This window comes from Novosphingobium aquae (assembly GCF_037572715.1).
Classification (GTDB): domain Bacteria; phylum Pseudomonadota; class Alphaproteobacteria; order Sphingomonadales; family Sphingomonadaceae; genus Novosphingobium; species Novosphingobium aquae.
On record NZ_JBBHJY010000003.1, the window covers coordinates 57,876 to 73,789 of the forward strand.

Below are 15,914 nucleotides of genomic sequence, written 5' to 3' on the forward strand. Positions count from 1 at the left end.
AAGGACCGGGGGGAGAGGGGCTGCTGGCGGGCTTGTCCATCTGGCGGATAGCCGCGCGGCCCGCGCAGTCAGGCGCGCCGGGCCGGCGTGATAGTGCGGACATGACCGGCCTCCTCTCCACGGACGAAGCTCTATACGCCGCCCTTGAGCGCGAGGGGCCGATGAACCTCGCCCGCGCGGCCGAGGTGATGGAGCGGCACGGGCTTGACGGGCTGGTGCTGGGCCAGCCGGTCAACGTGTTCCACGCGCTCGGACACTGGCCGGCGATTGCCCGCACCCGGATAGGTCAGCCGCCGGGTGTATTTGCCCTGCTGACGCGGGAGCGGCTCGGGGAATGGGGTCTCGTGACCAGCCGGTTCCTCTATTACTACACCTGGGCGGACGGTCGGCAGCGCGGGGATGTGCAGCCTTGGCTCTATGGTGAACTCGGTGACGCGGGCGACCTTGAACCCGGCAATCCCTTCCCGATGTGCCCTGACAGCGGCGAGGTAGCGCTCAGTGCGCTTGAAAGGCACCGGGCTGACGCCCTCGCCATGGTTGATCCGGGGCGCGGTGACTTCCGCGATGTCGGCGCGGCGCTGGTGAATGCGATGAAAGGCATGGGTCTTTGGCGCGGGCGAGTGGGCTTTGACGATCCGGTGATAGCCGCGGTGATGGCCCGCCACGAATATCCGGGCGCCGCAGTTCCGGCTGACAACATCGTGCGCGAGATACGCCTCATCAAGTCGCCGCTCGAACAGGCGCTGATGGCGCGCGCCGCCGAGGCCAACGCGCAGGCCGTTATCGCAGCGGCGCAGACAGCGCGGGCAGGGGCGCGGCATTGCGAGCTGCAGGCACTGTTCCGGGCAGAGGCGGCGAAGCGCGGCAACACCTCGGTGTTCCTCAATGTCGACCGAGTCTCATCCGACCTGTCGCGCGCCGAACTGGCCGATGGGCAGACGCTGTTCCTCGACGGGGTCAGCCACTTTTTGCACTATCATGGCGACTTTGCCCGCACCTTGTTTATCGGCGACCCGCCCAAGAGCGCTCGCCGTGCCGCCGAGGCTTCGGGACTGGCATGGCGGGCGATACGCGAAAAGCTCAAGCCCGGTCTACGCTATTCGGAAATCGTCGAGATCGGGCAGAAGGCGGTGCGCTGCGCCGGCTTTGAAACCCAGATCGGTTTCGGCCCGCACTCGGTCGGCCTCGCGCATACTGATGAGCCGGGTGAGGACCACGGCGGGTTCTGGCGCAAGCCGGACTTGGTGCTCGAAGCGGGCATGGTCCTCTCGGTCGATTGCCCGGTGCTCGATACCGGCATCGGTGGTTCGGCGCACTGCGAAGACCTCATGCTGATTACGCAAGACGGCGCACAATGCATTCATTCAGAACATGAAACGGTGATCGTGATATGACCAGACCTATACGCAGCGCTTGCATAAGCGACGCGCGGATGAACGATCCGGCCTATGCCGGCGATGTGCTTGAGCGAGCGGAGGCGGCCGGGCTGGACCTGCTGGTGCTGGGCCGCGAAGGCGCACTGCCATTCGATCCGCTGGTCATCGCCGCATGGGCCGCACCGCGCGTACGTACCATGGGGATTGTCGCCTGCGTCCCGGCCAAGCTATCGCATCCCTTTCACGTCGCGCGCGCGCTTTCCGCCATCGATTTCCTCAGCGCTGGCCTGTCGGGCTGGGCTCCGGTCGCAGCGGGCGCGCCAGCGGGCATGGCTGAGGATATGGTGCTTGCCGCGCGGGCGCTGTGGGATGGCTGGGGCACCGATACGCTGATCATCGACAAGGCCAGCGGCCGCTATCTCGACTCCTCGAAAGTGATGGTGCCGAACTACAAGGGGCCATTTTTCGAGGTCGCAGGACCGGTCAACGCTATGCGGCCGCCGCAGGGCCATCCCTTGCTTGTGCGGCTGCCGGGAGCGATTCCGGGTATCCCGGACGTCGATCTCGACCTTGAGCTGAGCGCCAGTCACATTGATCTGGTCGATCCGCTCGCCGAACTTTCGGCCATGGCCGATGGCCCGCCGCGCGGGGAGTTTACCGGCCTCCGGTCCAGTCTTGGCCTTGCGGAGGTAGCGGCATGAGCGCGCAGATCCACCTTTGGGCCTTCCTGCAAGGCATCGGCCATTACCCCAGCGGCTGGCGGCATGACGACGCGGACCCGGCGGGGGTTTTCACCATGGACTATTACCGCAAGGTCGGTGCGCTGGCCGAGCGTGGGATGATCGACGCGATTGTCTATGGCGATCAGCTGCAATCGCGCGGGGCGGGCGGACGCACACCGGAGCGTCTGGCCATGCCAACGCTCGATCCCGTCAGCCTGCTCGCAGCAATCGGTTCAGGGACCAAACATATTGGCTTGGTTGCTACTGTTTCAACGACTTACAACGATGTTCCAGAACTGGTCGAGCGTTTCGGCACGCTCAACCGCATTACCGGCGGTCGCGCCGGCTGGAACATCGTCACCACCGCTCACCCGGCGACCGCGCCGAATTTCGGCGAGCCGGACCTGCCCGACAAGTCGGTGCGTTATGCCCACGCCGCGCAGGTGGTCAGCGATTGCTGCGATGCCTGGGATGCGGCGAGCCGCCCGGTGCTGGTGCAGGCCGGCCAGTCCGGCGACGGGCGGGACTTTGCTGCGCGCACAGCCGAAGCGATCTTCTGCCCGGCAGCGACGATCGAGGCGGGAATCGCCTTCCGTTCAGACCTGCGCCGCCGCATTGCCGAGGCTGGCCGCGATCCCGATGGGGTGCGGATCATGCCGGGGCTGTCGTTCATTCTGGCCGACAGCGAGGAAGCCGCGATTGCCAAGGATGAGGCGCTTCTGGCGCTCGCCGACGAGGCATTGTGCATCGAATATCTCTCGGAATCGCTATGCTTTGACCTGACGTCGTTCGATCCTGATGGACCCATTCCCGAAGCGGAAATCCTCGCCGGAACATTGCTGCCAAAGGAAGACATCGCCCGCGCTCTGGCCGGACCGGTGAGCGAGGGACTGGGCCTTGGCGCTTTCGCCGCCCGGTATGTCCGCACCCCGCGCGGCCACAATGTGTTCCGCGGCACGCCCGAGCAACTGGCGACGACGATGATCGAATGGATCGACGCCGGCGCCTGTGACGGGTTCACGCTGCAACCCGCCTATATGCCGGGTGAGCTGGCGCTGTTCGTTGATCAGGTTGTGCCGATCCTTCAAGAGCGCGGCCGCTTGCGCAAATCCTACCCGGGGACCACCCTGCGGGCCACATTGGGCCTGCCGGAATGAAGTGGCTGGGCCGGCTAATAATTGCTCTGTTGCTGATCGCGGGGGCGAGCGTCCTTGCCCTGCGCGCCGGCCTTGGCGAGACGGACCGGGCGGCGGCGATAGAACGCTGGGCCGGACCGCCTTCCAGGTTCGTCGAGGTGGACGGCGTGCCGATCCATGTCGTTGAGGAAGGGCAGGGGCCGGTTGTCGTCCTGCTTCACGGCAGCATTGTCGATCTGGCCGAATGGGACGATGTCGCGGCGCGGCTCAAGGGCAGTTACCGCGTGGTGCGGTTCAGCTGGCCGCCCTATGGCCTATCGGGGCCGGACCCTAAGGGCGAATACACCACGCCGCGCGCTGCAGACCTGATGGACGGGCTGATGAAGGCGCTGGGGCATGACAAGTTCGCCGTCGTCGCCACTTCCAACGGCAGCAATGTCGCGCTGGAATACAACCGGCGCTATCCCGGCCATGCCACGGCGATGGCGTTTTCGATGCTGCCGCTCGAACGACCGAGCCAGACCCGCAAGATCGATTGGCGGCTGAAGGCGATGCTGACCTTTCACAAGAACTTTGTTCCCGATTGGCGGCACAAGGAATTCTGGCGTCTGGTGCTGAAGGATACGACCCCGCCGAGCTTTACTCCCCGGCCCGAGATTGCCGAGCGGATGCGCGACATGAACAACCTGCCCGGCGCGCTAGACCGGCAGGCGCAGTACATCGCGGCCAATGCCAAGCTGTTCAAGACCAGCGATGTCGGCGCCGTGGCGGAAAGTGTTCGTGTGCCGGTGCTTCTGCAATGGTGCAGCTATGACACGGTGATTTCGCAAGGGGCGCAAGCGTCGGTAAAGCGTTTTACCAACACCAAGGTCGAACTGATTGAATATCCTCAACTAGGTCATTTCCCCATGTGGGAAAACCCGGAGCTTTTCACCCGCGACCTCAAGGCTTTCCTTGACCGGCAGGCAGCCCCTGCAACAGCAGGTTAGGCAGGACCGAATTGTCCCATTCCGGACTGGTCGGCGGTGTCGGCCCCATTCGCAGGACGATGAGGCGATGCTTTGGCGACACGTGAATCGTCTGGTTCGAATTGCCGTCGAACAGGAACATGTCCGGATCGAGATAGGGCTGCGAGTGCAGCACCTGCGGGCCGGGCGCCCCCGGCGCGCCAAAGCCCCGGCGTTGGCGGTATGGCTCGCCGATCCAGATGCCGAGACCGAAATTGGGGTTCTGCGGCGATCCCTTGCGCATTTCGGCAACATAGCCTTGTGGCAGCAGGCGCTTGCCGTTCCACTTGCCGTCATCGACCAGCAGCACCGCAAGGCGCAACCACGTTTCCGCCGGCATCAGCGTGCAGCAGCCCGAATGGGCCAGACCGCCGGGCCGGTCGACCCAGATTGTGCCGCCCTGCGCGCCGATGCGCTTGACCACTTCGGTGGAGATGAATTCGCCATAGCGCCGCCCAGTCGCCCGCTCGATCACCAGCGCGATCATGTCGCTCGGCGCATTGGCATAAGCATAGCGCGTGCCGGGTTCGGCGATCATCGGATAGTCTTCGACGATGCAGCGGCCATGGTCGGTGCTGAGGTAGCAGCGGTTGAGCGGATGGTCGGGGTCGGGCGAAAATCCCTGATCGAGCATGCCTGAGCGCATATCGAGCAGGTGGCGCACGAGGATGCGGCCCTTCTGCTTGCCCGCCAGTTCGGGCATGATTTCCGCAAGCGGCTGGTCGAGCGACTTGATCTTGCCAAGCTGTATCGCCCGGCCGACAGCGATGGCCGTCAGCGGCTTTGACAGCGATTTCGACACCAGCGGCGTGCTCCCGCTGATACCCGAGCCGAACCACGAATCTTCGATCTTGCCGTTACGCCACACCAGATATGCGGTCGACCGGTTAGCGGCAGCATAGGCCCGCGCCTTGTCGAGCGCTGTGGGCGCAATGGTCTTGCGCGCTGCGACCGGCAAGGCCCGGTAATTCTTCACCCCGGCGAGTGGCTCCATCGGGGCATAAGGAAAATTTCCCGGATCCTTGAGGAAAGTTGCGAACCGTTCGCGATAGATATCCTCTGGCGAAGGCTCGGCCATCGCTGCGCAGGACAGGAGGGCTAGGGGGGCAATCAGCAAGCGTCGCATGGTGCTCTCCGGCAGGCGGATAATCGGGTCTATTCCTTGCCTTGGCCCTGTCAAATTTCGGGCTTCGGAAGCTTCATTCACCGCAAGGCGGATAGTTCTCCCTTCTTCCATCCCCCTTGGAGAGGCCGGTTCATAGCCGATCGAGAAAGAGTTGGGTGGAGTTCGCCTGAATGTCAGTTGATAGGTGCCAGGTTGCGATTGTCGGGGCAGGACCCGTCGGAACCGTGGTTGCGACTTTGCTCGCACAAGCAGGGTACGATGTCGTCGTGCTCGAAGCCGGGGAAAATTGTGCGCAGGACTTGCGTGCATCGACTTTCCATCCGCCAACGCTCGAGATGCTCGACCAGATCGGCATCACGCCGATGCTGCTCGATCGCGGGCTGAAGGCGCCAATCTATCACTGGCGTGACCGCAAGTCGGGCGAAGTGATCGAGTTCGACATGAGCGAGCTCAGCGACATCACGCGCTATCCGTTCCGCATCCAGTGCGAACAGTATCACCTGTCGCGGGCGCTGGCTGATGGTCTGGCCAAGCACCAGAGCGCGCAGGTGCGTTTCAACAGCCGACTGCTGACGTTTGAACAGGACGATAACGGTGTTGACCTTTGGGTCGAAACCATGACCGGTATCGACCAGTTGCGCTGCGATTACCTGATCGCTGCTGACGGCGCGAACTCGATTGTTCGTAAGTGGCTGGGCATCGAATTCGACGGGTTTACCTATCCCGAGCGGTTCCTTTGCCTGTCGACCGAATACGAGCTGGCGGACCACCTGAAGAACCTCGCCTACGTCAACTACGTCAGCGATCCGGAAGAATGGCTGGTGCTGCTGCGCGTGCCTTCGGTGTGGCGCGTACTGGTGCCGACCGACGCTTCGCAGGGCGATGACGAGCTGCGTTCAGACAAGGTCAAGAACGGTATCTTTGACCGGCTTGTCGGCGATGGCGCTGCGGTTCAGACCCAGCACCGCACGCTCTATCGCGTCCACCAGCGGGTGGCGAAGTCGTTCTTGACTGGACGGGTGATCTTGGCGGGAGACTCCGCGCACCTCAACAATCCGCTCGGCGGCTTCGGGATGAATTCGGGCGTCCACGATGCCTTCAACTTGTTCGAAAAGCTTGAACCATCGCTGCGGGCCGGCAAGCCCAATGGCGCGCTGGAACTCTACGACCGCCAGCGCCGCACGGTGACTCACGCCTTCACCCAGGCGCAGACGATCGAGAACATGGCCTATATTTCGGGCGGCTCCGACGAAGCGCACAAGAAGCGCCGCGAGGCCATGCTGGCGATCAAGGCTGATGATGAACGGCGGCGGGGATACATGCTCAAGCAGGCGATGTTCGAAAGTCTGGCGCAAGCCGCGGCTATTCAGTGATCGCCCGAAAGGGAAGGAATCTCAAAAATGGGTGACGTACTCGGCTACCGCCGGCTGCTTGGGGTTATTGCCCCTTCGACCAACACGACCGTCCAGCCGGAAATGGAATGGATGCGCCCTGAAGGCGTGACCAACCATTTCTCGCGTATCTTCGTTGAAGATCCGGTTGCGCTGAACAACGAGGATTTCATCGCCGGGACCACGGCGATTGCGGAAAACACCTTGGACGCGGTGCGTTCGGTGATGACCTGCCGCCCTGACTATCTGGTGCTCGGCATGTCGGCGATCACGTTCTACGGCGGCGTTCAGGGCTCGCTCGATTTCAAGCAGAAGGTTGAGGATGTCGCCGGTGTCGGCGCATCGACCGGCGCGGAATCGGTGGCTGCCGCGCTCAAGGCCTATGGCGTCAGGACGGTGAGCTTCGTCTCGCCCTATTACCCGGTAGCCAACGCCGAAGTGCGGCGCTTCCTTGAGGAATCCGGCTTCTCCGTGGTGCGCGACGTGCCGCTGGAGTGCAAGCGCTGGACGGACATTGCCAAGGTCACACCGCAGCGCCTGCGCGAGGTTATCGATCACCTCGATGGCCCCGAAGTGGATGCCATCGTCCAGGTCGGCACCAATATGTCGATGGTCAGGCTCGCTGCGGAGAAGGAAGCAACCCTCGGCAAGCCGGTGATTGCGATCAACACGGCGACCTATTGGCACGGCCTTCGCGCCTGCGGGATCGACGACAAGGTGCAGGGGCTTGGCCGCCTGCTCGCGGAATTCTGACAAGACAACGGGGAAACGGTAATGGAAGAAGTACTGATCCTGCGCTGGGTCCACATCATCGCGATGGTCTATTGGCTGGGCGGCGAATGGGGTGTGTTCCAGACCAGCTATAATGTGATCAACCGCTCGCTCACCATGGAAGAGCGTCGGCGCCACATGGAAACCGCCTATCGCATCGACGTGCTGGCGCGCACCGGCATCATCCTGCTGCTGCCGCTCGGGCTGCACATGGGCAACATCTACGGCATCCAACCCTATGGCGGATCGTTCCTGACCTTCATGTGGCTGTTCGTTGCCGGCTGGCTGGCGCTGTGTTGGGGCGCATTCCTCAAGCGCGAAACCGATACCGGCATCATGCTGACCAAGCTTGACGAGAAGATTCGCTGGGTGCTGATCCCGACGATCTTCGTCGTCGGCATTTCCTCGCTGATGGGCCATGGCCCGTTCGAGGCGGGCGAGGGGATGCGCTGGTATTCGCTCAAGTTCACACTTTACGGCTTCACCTTGTGCATCGGCCTTGGCCTGCGCTGGATCATGCGCCAGTGGACCGCGCGGTTCCGTGTGCTCGCACAAGGCCCGAACCCGGCGGTGGAAGCCGCGCTGGAGCGGGAATTCCTTTACGGTCGCCTGATGGCCTATGTGTACTGGATCACCATTTCGGGGATCTGCTTCCTAGGCACGGTCAAGCCGATCTGAGCAAGAGGCCAGCGACTGGAAATAGGAAAGGGCGGCCAATCTGGCCGCCCTTTTCATTTGGCCCGCCGCCTGCCCAAGCGACTGGCGGGGTCAATTGCGGTATTCTTCCTGTTTCAGCGTCAACAGCTTGCGAGGATCGTTCGCGCCGTCCGGGTTGACGCGGGCGAGCATGGCCAGCCAGTCCTTCGGCATCTTGGCATAGTTCAATTCCTTGCGCCCGACGCTTCGCAGGCACTGGGTGCCCATGCCGGCGGGCATCTTCCACCACCGCGCATAGTCGGAAAGGTCGGTGCCATAGCCGGTAGCGTTGGCGCAGTGAACGCGGGGGTTCAGCGCCTCGCGCGTGGGGCTGGTGATCATAGTCATGTCGTTGAGGCGCCTGTTCGGCAGACCCGGCGTTTCGGTGTCCGCAGCCGTGTGCTGCTGGAAGCAGATCTGGTCACCCATGTGATAGAACAGCTCTGGCACGTGTTCGGCCGTGAATGTGGTGTTGCCGATCTTGCCATCGAAGATCAGGTCATTCGCCGGGCTGTATCGCACCACTGTCGGCCCGACGGGGACGAAGGGAACGTCGACCATTTCGCCGGTAAGCGGGTTGCGCAGCTGCTTGGACCACTCGTTGCTCCCGGGCGCCGTGCGGAAGCCCAGCTCGTAGGACGTCAGTACCATGCTGCCGTCGGGCAGCGGCTTGATCTTCATCACCGCACCGAACACCAGTTCGCACAGCGGCGTCAGCTTCGCGCCCTGCTGGGCATAGTTGCGACCGCGGAACCACCAGTAGACGTAGCCGGGATCGGTGCGCAGCCGCATGCGGCGGATCATCGCGATCCGCGCTGCCGGATCCGTCGGGATGCCTTGCTCGCGGATAAGGCCCGAAGTGGCCGGGGCGGCCGCGAGCGACGGCATCGCCGCGCTTGCTCCCACGGCGACGGACCCCATCATCAGGGCGCGGCGACCCAGCATGAACATTTCGTCGTTACTATCGGTCATCGCATTTCTCCCTGTGATTAGGTCGATTGCACGGCTCCGCTGGACAGCAGGGCGTCAATCTTCTCTGGAGCATAACCAAGGCCTTGCAGCACGCTGCGACTGTCCGCACCGGGCAAGGGAAGGGTGGTTTCGCTGCCGGGCCGCTTGCCGTCCATTTCCAGCGGGATTGTCGGCAGGCGGGTCTGTTCGCCCGTGTCGAGCTTGACCGGTTCCAGCCCGCCATTCGCCAGTTGCGGATCGTCGAACATATCCTCGGGCTTGCCGATGGGGGCGAACGGAAGTCCGGTGCCCTCCAGCTTGGCCACGACCTCGTCGCGAGTCATGGCGCCAACTATCGTGCGGATCTGCGGCAGAATACGATCACGGGCCAGCACACGCTGGTTGTTGGCGCGCAGGCTTTCATCGGCCCACAGGTCATCAAGCGCGAACAGCTCGCAGAACTTCTTCCACAGCGCATCGGTGACGACGCCGATGAACACCGGCTCGTCACGCGTTTCGAACACGTCATAGATCGCCCAGGCCGAAATCCGCGCGGGCATTGGCGCGGCGGCTTTTCCGGTGACGGCAAACTGCGCCATGTGCTGGCCGACGAGATAGATCGTCGTTTCGAACAGGCTGGCGACGACTTTCTGGCCTTTGCCGGTGCGGTGGCGCTGCTCGATCGCGGCGAGCACACCGATCACGCCAAACATACCGCCGGTGACGTCAACCACACTGGCACCGGCGCGCAGCGGGCGACCCGGAGGGCCGGTCATATAGGCAAGCCCGCCCATCATCTGCGCCACTTCATCGAGCGCGGTGCGCTCTTCATAAGGGCCGGGGAGAAAGCCTTTTTCCGAACAATAGACCAGCCGCGGGTTGATTGCTGAAAGCGCATCCCAGCCAAGCCCCAGCCGGTCGAGCGCGCCGGGGCGGAAGTTCTCCACCAGCACGTCGGCCCCGGCGGCAAGATCCCGGGCCACGGCCAGACCCTCGGGCGACTTGAGGTCGAGGCAAACAGATTGCTTTCCCCGGTTGTACATCGAAAAATAGCCTGCGCCCGAGCCGAGCAGCCGCCGTGTGGCATCGCCGCCGATGGGTTCGACGCGGATCACTTCGGCACCCAGGCCGGCGAGGATGTGGCCCACGGTTGGCCCCATGACCATGTGGGTGAACTCGACCACCCGGATGCCGGCGAGCGGGGTGGGGGCGGTCATCGGGCGATCCTTTCAGGATAGTCGAGCATCGGGCCGGCCAGCGGGGTGAAGCCGTAGAGTGGCTCGCCGGGTAGGGCTTGTTCGAGGATGCCGCGCACCGCGAGCAGCTTGTCCAGATCGATCCCGGTCTCGATCCCCATCGAATTGAGCATCAGCACGAGGTCCTCAGTTACCAGATTGCCCGAGGCCCCCGGCGCGTATGGACAGCCGCCGAGTCCGCCGAGCGAGGCGTCAATCGTGGTAATGCCTTCGTCCAGCCCCGCCAGCGCGTTGGCGAGACCAAGCCCGCGCGTGTTATGCAGGTGGAGCGTTGTCAGCATGTCCCCGCCTACGGCCGCCTTCACCGCGCGCACCAGTCGTTTGACCTGCGCCGGATCGGCATAGCCGGTGGTGTCCGACAGGCTCAGTTCCTGCGCACCCGCTGCAACGGCGGCTTCGGCAAGGCGCAGGACGGTGGCCTCCGGAACAGCCCCTTCGATGGTGCAGCCAAAGGCCGTGGCGAGGCCGACAGCGAAGTGAACGCCGGCATCCTTGGCGATGCAAGCAGCCTCGGCAATTTCGGCGAGCATGGCGGGATGATCCTTGCGCACATTGCGCAAGGAATGGGTCTCGCTCATCGAAAAGGGGATCGACATGGCATGGACGCCGGCCTGAACTGCCCGCGCCGCGCCCTTGGCGTTCGGCACCAGTGCGACGACATTCAGCCCCGGGATGGTTCGCGCGAATTCGACCAGCGCGGCGGTGTCAGCCATCTGCGGCAGCAGCGATGGGGGGACAAAGCTACCCACTTCGATCTCGCGCACACCGGCGGCGGCTTCGGCGGCGATCCACGCCTTCTTGGCTTCGAGCGGCATGACCCGGTCGATAGATTGCAGCCCGTCGCGCGGGCCGACTTCGGAAACGAGGATTGCGGTCATGTCAGATATACCCACGGACGCGCGGCGCGATCGCGCGCGGTCCAGCTTTCGATTTCAGGGAGAGATTTGAGCGTCAGGTCGATAGCGTCGAGACCTTCCAGAAGCATGGCCTTGGTCTCTTCGCCGATGGCGAATTGCCAGGTTTCGCCGGCGCAGGTCACGGTCTGGGCAGCCAGATCTATGGTCACCGCTTGTCCGGCCAGCTTTGCCACGGCCTCGGCTGGAAGAGCGATGGTCAGCAAGCCGTTACGCAGACAATTTCCCGCGAAAATTGGTGCGAAACTTGGGGCGATCACTGCACGGATACCCCATTCGGCCAGCGCCCAGACGGCGTGCTCGCGGCTCGATCCGCAGCCGAAATTCGCGCCGCCAGCGATCACCTGAGCGCTCGCATATTCCGGCTGGTTGAGCGCAAAGGCGGGATTGGGCTTGCGGCCTTCGATGTAGCGCCACGGTGCGAACAGCCCGTCCGCCAGACCGGTGCGGCCGGTACTCTTCATCTCGCGGCTGGGGATGATCGTATCGGTATCGATATTGCCCTGCAGGATCGGAATGGCGCGCGAGGTCAGCTTGGTGAAGGGCGTCATTCGGCCAGCTCCCGCGGATCGGCAATCGCGCCGGCCAGTGCCGAGGCGACGACGGTTTCGGGGCTGGCGATGTGGGTGCGGATGCCGGGGCCTTGGCGGCCTTCGAAATTGCGGTTGGTGCTGGAGATTGTTCGGCTGCCGGGATCAAAGCCTTCGCCCCCGGCATAGAAGCAGAGCGAACAGCCGCTTTCCCGCCACTCGAATCCGGCGGCCTCGAACAGGTGATGGAGCCCTTCGGCCTCAGCCGCGCGTTTGACTGCGGAGCTGCCGGGAACGACCAGCGCCTTGCGGATCGATGGCGCGATCCGCCGACCCTTGAGCAGCATGGCGGCACGGCGCAGGTCCGATAGGCGGGCGTTGGTGCATGAGCCGAGGAAGGCCGCGTCGATGGGAACGCCCTTGATCGCTTGGCCGGCGGCAAGGCCGATGTAGTCATGCGCCCGTGCAGGTCCTTGCGGGACCGTGCCGTCTACCGCGATCGCCTGTTCAGGACTGGTGCCCCATGTGACCATCGGCGCAATAGTGCTGGCATCAATGGCAATCTCGGCGTCGAAGCGCGCTTCGTCGTCAGAAACGAGGCCGGCCCAATGGGGGTGATCGAAGGATGCCGGAGCATAACGCCGGCCAGCCAACCAGGCGAAGGTGGTTTCGTCGGGTGCGATGATTGCGCTCATTGCAGCGAATTCCGTCGCCATGTTGCACAGCGTCATCCGAGCTTCGACGTCGAGCGCGCGCACGGCAATGCCGGCAAATTCCAGTTCCCGACCGCCGCCGCCGGCAGTGCCGTGGCTGGCGATCAGGTGCAGCGCCATGTCCTTGGCATTCACCCCGGGCGCGAGCACTCCGGTCCAACTGACCCGCATCGTACCGGGATGGCTCAGCCGCAGCACGCCGGTGGCCATGGCGTGTTCCGCCTCGCTCGATCCAATACCCCAGGCCAGCGCGCCGAGCGCCCCTTGCGTGCAGGTGTGGCTGTCCGGCGCCACCAGCGTCACGCCGGGCAGGACGATCCCGAGTTCGGGCGAAATGACATGGGTGATACCCTGATCGGGATCGGTCACATCAAACAGGGTGATCCCGGCGGCAAGGGCGGCCTCGCGCGTTTCGGTGATGAAGGCTTGTCCGCCGGCCATCAGTGTCTGATCACCGCGCCCCGGCCGGGTATCGACGATATGGTCCATGACCGTGAAGACCCGCGCTGGATCACGCACCAGACGGCCAGCAACAGCCATGGATTTGAGCGCCGCCGCGCCGGTGCGTTCGTGCAGGAAAACCCGGTCGATGGCGATCAGGCTGGCCCCGGACGGGGTTACGCAGACTTCGTGCGCTTGCCAGATCTTGTCGAACAGGGTGCGAGGGCCGGTCATGGCGCTGCGATGCGGGCGAGGACCTTGCCCATCGACTTGCCCGAGAGCAGGTGCTCCACCGCATCGTGTATGCCTTCAAGGCCGTCAAACTGGCCTGCATCGAGGCAGACCTTGATCTGGCCTTGCCGGAACATATCGAACAGCCGCGCGCGGGCTTCGGGCCAGTGCGTGGTGAGCAGCCCGTTCATGAAGCCGCGCACCGATGCGCTCTTGTAGTAGATGGCGTGGGCAATGCGCGGGGCTGTTACCAGTTCGGGCTTGCCATCGAGGTCCGAGGCGGCACCGGCGACGACGAGCCGGCCATGGTTGGCGATGTTGGCCAGGAAGGCATCGTGGATCGCGCCGCTGACCGTGTCGAACGCGAGATCGACGCCCTTGGGGTACTCGCTCGCCAATACCTGCGCGACGTCTTCCGAGCGGTAGTCGATCACCCGCGCGCCACCGAGTGCGCGGACGAATTCGCACTTCTCCGGCCCACCCGCGATGCCGATAACATGGCAACCGCGCAGCACGGCCAGCTGGACAAGAAGGTGCCCGAGCCCCCCCGCCGCCGCCGAAACGGCGACCGTTTCGCCGTCCCTGATCTCGCCGATCTGTTCCATCGCCACCAGCGCCGAAACGCCGGTCGAGGCCAGGACCAGCCATTCGGGTCGCGCATCCGGCACCTTCACGAAGTTCGCGGCGGGACCGGTGTTTTCCTCGCGGTAGCCGCCCGTAAAGCGCGTTGTGACCGCGGCATCGCCAACACTCAGCCCTTCAACGCCAGCGCCCACGGCCTCGACCATGCCGAGCGCCTCGACCCCGGTGAAGGTAGGCAGGCCGATCTTGACGTAGTCCACGGCATCGCGTGCAATCTGCGTGTCAAAGATCGCGTTGATCCCGCACCACAGGTTGCGCACCCGCACTTCGCCGGGGCCGGGCGCGGTGACGGGCAGGGTGACGATGTCGGTCGCCGCGCGGAACGTGTCGGCGTGCCGATCCATCCTCAGCGCGCGGTAGGTCTCGCTCATTTCGGGAAGCCCAGTCCGCCGGGGTTGAACAGGCCCTTGGGATCGACGACCGCTTTCACTGCGTCGATAACGTCGCGGAACGCCTCGTCGCGGCTGCCGCGCCAATCATAGGCGCGGCCGATCTGGAAATGGGCGGCACCGAATTCGGCGCAGATCGCCTTGATATGCTCGCGCGCTTCGGTGACCAAAGCAGTTGCTTCGGGCGCGCTGCCCATTTGCTTCAGGCGGGCAAGGTGCGAAGGTTCGACCATGGCGGCGTGGACCGGGCGGTAGCCTTCGGGCCAGAAGAACACCGGCTCGATCGTCAGCGCATTGGTCGATAGCGAAGTGAACAGGAAGCCGGTGAAAATCCCGATCGCATCAAAGCGCGGCTGCATTTCGGCAAAGTAGGCCTCGATCCGGCCAAGCAATTTAGGCGCGTTGGACAGCGATACGTGCCCGTGGACCGGCGCCCAGCTTTCGCCTTCGGGGCCGAGCATCGAATTGGGCTGAGGAAAGGGCATGGCGCGGATGACCTTGGCGATGGTGTTCGCCGTTTCCGTGCCGCCAAAGCGCGCGGCGATGGCGCGGACCTGCGCGATGTCATCCGCCACGCCGGCCTTGCTGCGGCCCTCGCAAGTGATGTGCATCGAATAGTCGCCGTCATCGATGAAATCGCGCCCGCCAAAGGCCACCTTGGCGGCAGCAAGCAGGCCCTTGCCGAGGTTCTTTTCCTTGGCGATTACCTTGCCCAGCGTTTTCACGTCCTGGGTTAGCGACATGCGCTTCATGCGCACGCGGGCGAGGCCGGGATCGAACCCGCAGGTTTCGGCGGCAAGGCCAGCGCGGGCGATCTCGGCGAGAGCCTCCAGCATGGCTTCGCCGTTGCCGAACGAGAAGCTGGCACAGTCCTCGAATGCGGGGGTGCGGATCAGCCGCAGGGTGACCTCGGCCTTGATGCCCAGCGTGCCGCTATCCCCGCAGAACAGCGCGGCGAGGTCAGGTCCGTAATGGCGATAGAACGGCGTATCGCCATCCGCCCCGCGCGCGCCGGTGCGCAGGATCCGGCCATCGGCCAGGACCATGGTCATAGCGATCATCGATTCACTCGACGTGCCGTAATGCCCCGCGCCGAACATGGCGTTGAGCTGCGAGATGCCCCCGCCAATCGTCGAGGTAATGCCCGACATCGGTCCCCAGAACGGCGTGCGCAGACCGTGCGGCTTCAGCGCTTCGTTAAGCGCCAGCCACGAACAGCCCGCCTGCACAGTCACCGTCATGTCCTCGGCGCTGATCGCCAGCACCTTGTCCATGCGGGTCGTGTCGATGGAAATCGTGTTCGGCGCGGCCGGCACGTAGGAACTCGTATAGCCCATGCCGGCACCGCGCGGGGCGATCGGCAGGCCTTCCGCATGGGCGAGGGCGACCACGGCGGCCAGTTGTTCGGTCGTCTCAGGCGCGACGATCAGCACGGCGACATGGTCGCTGGCGGCCCAGATATCCTCGCTGAACAGGCGAAGGCTGGCTTCGTCGTCGCGGCAATTCTCGGAACCGACAAGCTGGGCAAAGCGGTCACGCAGGGCGGGCGGGCAGGGAGAGAGGATTGTCATCGCGGTCCGGCTTGGAACGACGAACGCAAAATGACCGCAATTGGCGTGCGA

15 protein-coding genes are annotated in these 15,914 nt (G+C 64.2%); 7 read left to right on the forward strand and 8 right to left on the reverse strand.

Annotation, left to right across the window (positions count from 1 at the left end; all coding sequences use genetic code 11):
• Nucleotides 1-101: 101 nt before the first annotated feature.
• The 4 genes from WG900_RS07685 to WG900_RS07700 are packed head-to-tail and all read left to right on the forward strand — an operon-like array spanning nt 102 to nt 4,223.
• Nucleotides 102-1,394, forward strand: a complete 1,293-nt coding sequence (locus WG900_RS07685; RefSeq protein ID WP_339966085.1) for a M24 family metallopeptidase — start codon at nt 102-104, stop codon at nt 1,392-1,394.
• A 38-nt stretch (nt 1,395-1,432) separates the two neighbouring features.
• Entirely contained in the window at nt 1,433-2,077 is a 645-nt protein-coding gene (locus WG900_RS07690) for an LLM class flavin-dependent oxidoreductase (protein ID WP_339966086.1), read from the forward strand.
• The gene (locus WG900_RS07695; RefSeq protein ID WP_339966087.1) at nt 2,074-3,255 is read left to right on the forward strand and encodes an LLM class flavin-dependent oxidoreductase; all 1,182 of its coding nucleotides are present in this window, start codon (nt 2,074-2,076) and stop codon (nt 3,253-3,255) included. The genes WG900_RS07690 and WG900_RS07695 overlap by 4 nt, the downstream gene beginning before the upstream one ends.
• Nucleotides 3,252-4,223: an alpha/beta fold hydrolase gene (locus WG900_RS07700; protein ID WP_339966089.1), complete on the forward strand. Its 972-nt coding sequence runs from the start codon at nt 3,252-3,254 to the stop codon at nt 4,221-4,223. Before WG900_RS07695 ends, WG900_RS07700 begins: the two co-directional genes overlap by 4 nt.
• Here the strand turns inward: WG900_RS07700 and WG900_RS07705 are convergent.
• Nucleotides 4,177-5,319, reverse strand: coding sequence for a serine hydrolase domain-containing protein (locus WG900_RS07705; RefSeq protein ID WP_339966090.1), 1,143 nt, complete (start codon nt 5,317-5,319; stop codon nt 4,177-4,179). The two genes, WG900_RS07700 and WG900_RS07705, sit on opposite strands and share 47 nt — an antisense overlap.
• Nucleotides 5,320-5,537: 218 nt before the next feature.
• Between WG900_RS07705 and WG900_RS07710 the strand changes: the two genes are divergently transcribed.
• The 3 genes from WG900_RS07710 to WG900_RS07720 are packed head-to-tail and all read left to right on the forward strand — an operon-like array spanning nt 5,538 to nt 8,207.
• The gene (locus WG900_RS07710) at nt 5,538-6,740 is read left to right on the forward strand and encodes an FAD-dependent oxidoreductase (RefSeq protein WP_339966091.1); all 1,203 of its coding nucleotides are present in this window, start codon (nt 5,538-5,540) and stop codon (nt 6,738-6,740) included.
• 27 nt (nt 6,741-6,767) lie between these two features.
• The gene (locus WG900_RS07715; RefSeq protein ID WP_339966093.1) at nt 6,768-7,511 is read left to right on the forward strand and encodes a maleate cis-trans isomerase family protein; all 744 of its coding nucleotides are present in this window, start codon (nt 6,768-6,770) and stop codon (nt 7,509-7,511) included.
• 21 nt (nt 7,512-7,532) lie between these two features.
• On the forward strand, nt 7,533-8,207 hold the full coding sequence (locus tag WG900_RS07720; protein ID WP_339966096.1) for a hypothetical protein: 675 nt from the start codon (nt 7,533-7,535) through the stop codon (nt 8,205-8,207).
• 90 nt (nt 8,208-8,297) lie between these two features.
• Here the strand turns inward: WG900_RS07720 and WG900_RS07725 are convergent, their stop codons facing one another.
• From WG900_RS07725 to WG900_RS07755, 7 genes are read right to left on the reverse strand one after another with little or no spacing between them, the layout of a single operon-like run.
• Nucleotides 8,298-9,197 (reverse strand): DUF1838 family protein, encoded by a 900-nt coding sequence (locus WG900_RS07725; RefSeq protein WP_339966097.1) that lies wholly within the window; start codon nt 9,195-9,197, stop codon nt 8,298-8,300.
• Between the two features lie 17 nt (nt 9,198-9,214).
• Nucleotides 9,215-10,393 carry a CaiB/BaiF CoA transferase family protein gene (locus tag WG900_RS07730; protein ID WP_339966098.1) on the reverse strand — a complete coding sequence of 393 codons (1,179 nt, stop codon included), beginning with the start codon at nt 10,391-10,393 and terminating at the stop codon, nt 9,215-9,217.
• Nucleotides 10,390-11,310 carry a hydroxymethylglutaryl-CoA lyase gene (locus tag WG900_RS07735; protein ID WP_339966100.1) on the reverse strand — a complete coding sequence of 307 codons (921 nt, stop codon included), beginning with the start codon at nt 11,308-11,310 and terminating at the stop codon, nt 10,390-10,392. Before WG900_RS07735 ends, WG900_RS07730 begins: the two co-directional genes overlap by 4 nt.
• A complete protein-coding gene (gene leuD / locus WG900_RS07740) occupies nt 11,307-11,897 on the reverse strand; it encodes a 3-isopropylmalate dehydratase small subunit (protein ID WP_339966102.1) in 591 nt (196 codons plus the stop codon). The genes WG900_RS07735 and leuD overlap by 4 nt, the downstream gene beginning before the upstream one ends.
• Complete coding sequence (locus tag WG900_RS07745; protein WP_339966104.1) at nt 11,894-13,264, reverse strand: 3-isopropylmalate dehydratase large subunit; 1,371 nt, start codon at nt 13,262-13,264, stop codon at nt 11,894-11,896. The genes leuD and WG900_RS07745 overlap by 4 nt, the downstream gene beginning before the upstream one ends.
• A complete protein-coding gene (locus WG900_RS07750; RefSeq protein WP_339966105.1) occupies nt 13,261-14,274 on the reverse strand; it encodes a zinc-binding dehydrogenase in 1,014 nt (337 codons plus the stop codon). Before WG900_RS07750 ends, WG900_RS07745 begins: the two co-directional genes overlap by 4 nt.
• Nucleotides 14,271-15,863 carry an FAD-binding oxidoreductase gene (locus tag WG900_RS07755; RefSeq protein ID WP_339966108.1) on the reverse strand — a complete coding sequence of 531 codons (1,593 nt, stop codon included), beginning with the start codon at nt 15,861-15,863 and terminating at the stop codon, nt 14,271-14,273. Before WG900_RS07755 ends, WG900_RS07750 begins: the two co-directional genes overlap by 4 nt.
• Between the last annotated feature and the right edge of the window lie 51 nt (nt 15,864-15,914).

Excerpts from the sequence above, each read along its gene's own strand:
- WG900_RS07685 (WP_339966085.1), top strand. The coding sequence starts at position 102 with ATGACCGGCCTCCTCTCCACGGACGAAGCTCTATACGCCGCCCTTGAG.
- WG900_RS07690 (WP_339966086.1), top strand. The coding sequence starts at position 1,433 with ATGAACGATCCGGCCTATGCCGGCGATGTGCTTGAGCGAGCGGAGGCG.
- WG900_RS07695 (WP_339966087.1), top strand. The coding sequence starts at position 2,074 with ATGAGCGCGCAGATCCACCTTTGGGCCTTCCTGCAAGGCATCGGCCAT.
- WG900_RS07700 (WP_339966089.1), top strand. The coding sequence starts at position 3,252 with ATGAAGTGGCTGGGCCGGCTAATAATTGCTCTGTTGCTGATCGCGGGG.
- WG900_RS07705 (WP_339966090.1), bottom strand. The coding sequence starts at position 5,319 with ATGGCCGAGCCTTCGCCAGAGGATATCTATCGCGAACGGTTCGCAACT.
- WG900_RS07710 (WP_339966091.1), top strand. The coding sequence starts at position 5,538 with ATGTCAGTTGATAGGTGCCAGGTTGCGATTGTCGGGGCAGGACCCGTC.
- WG900_RS07715 (WP_339966093.1), top strand. The coding sequence starts at position 6,768 with ATGGGTGACGTACTCGGCTACCGCCGGCTGCTTGGGGTTATTGCCCCT.
- WG900_RS07720 (WP_339966096.1), top strand. The coding sequence starts at position 7,533 with ATGGAAGAAGTACTGATCCTGCGCTGGGTCCACATCATCGCGATGGTC.
- WG900_RS07725 (WP_339966097.1), bottom strand. The coding sequence starts at position 9,197 with ATGACCGATAGTAACGACGAAATGTTCATGCTGGGTCGCCGCGCCCTG.
- WG900_RS07730 (WP_339966098.1), bottom strand. The coding sequence starts at position 10,393 with ATGACCGCCCCCACCCCGCTCGCCGGCATCCGGGTGGTCGAGTTCACC.
- WG900_RS07735 (WP_339966100.1), bottom strand. The coding sequence starts at position 11,310 with ATGACCGCAATCCTCGTTTCCGAAGTCGGCCCGCGCGACGGGCTGCAA.
- leuD (WP_339966102.1), bottom strand. The coding sequence starts at position 11,897 with ATGACGCCCTTCACCAAGCTGACCTCGCGCGCCATTCCGATCCTGCAG.
- WG900_RS07745 (WP_339966104.1), bottom strand. The coding sequence starts at position 13,264 with ATGACCGGCCCTCGCACCCTGTTCGACAAGATCTGGCAAGCGCACGAA.
- WG900_RS07750 (WP_339966105.1), bottom strand. The coding sequence starts at position 14,274 with ATGAGCGAGACCTACCGCGCGCTGAGGATGGATCGGCACGCCGACACG.
- WG900_RS07755 (WP_339966108.1), bottom strand. The coding sequence starts at position 15,863 with ATGACAATCCTCTCTCCCTGCCCGCCCGCCCTGCGTGACCGCTTTGCC.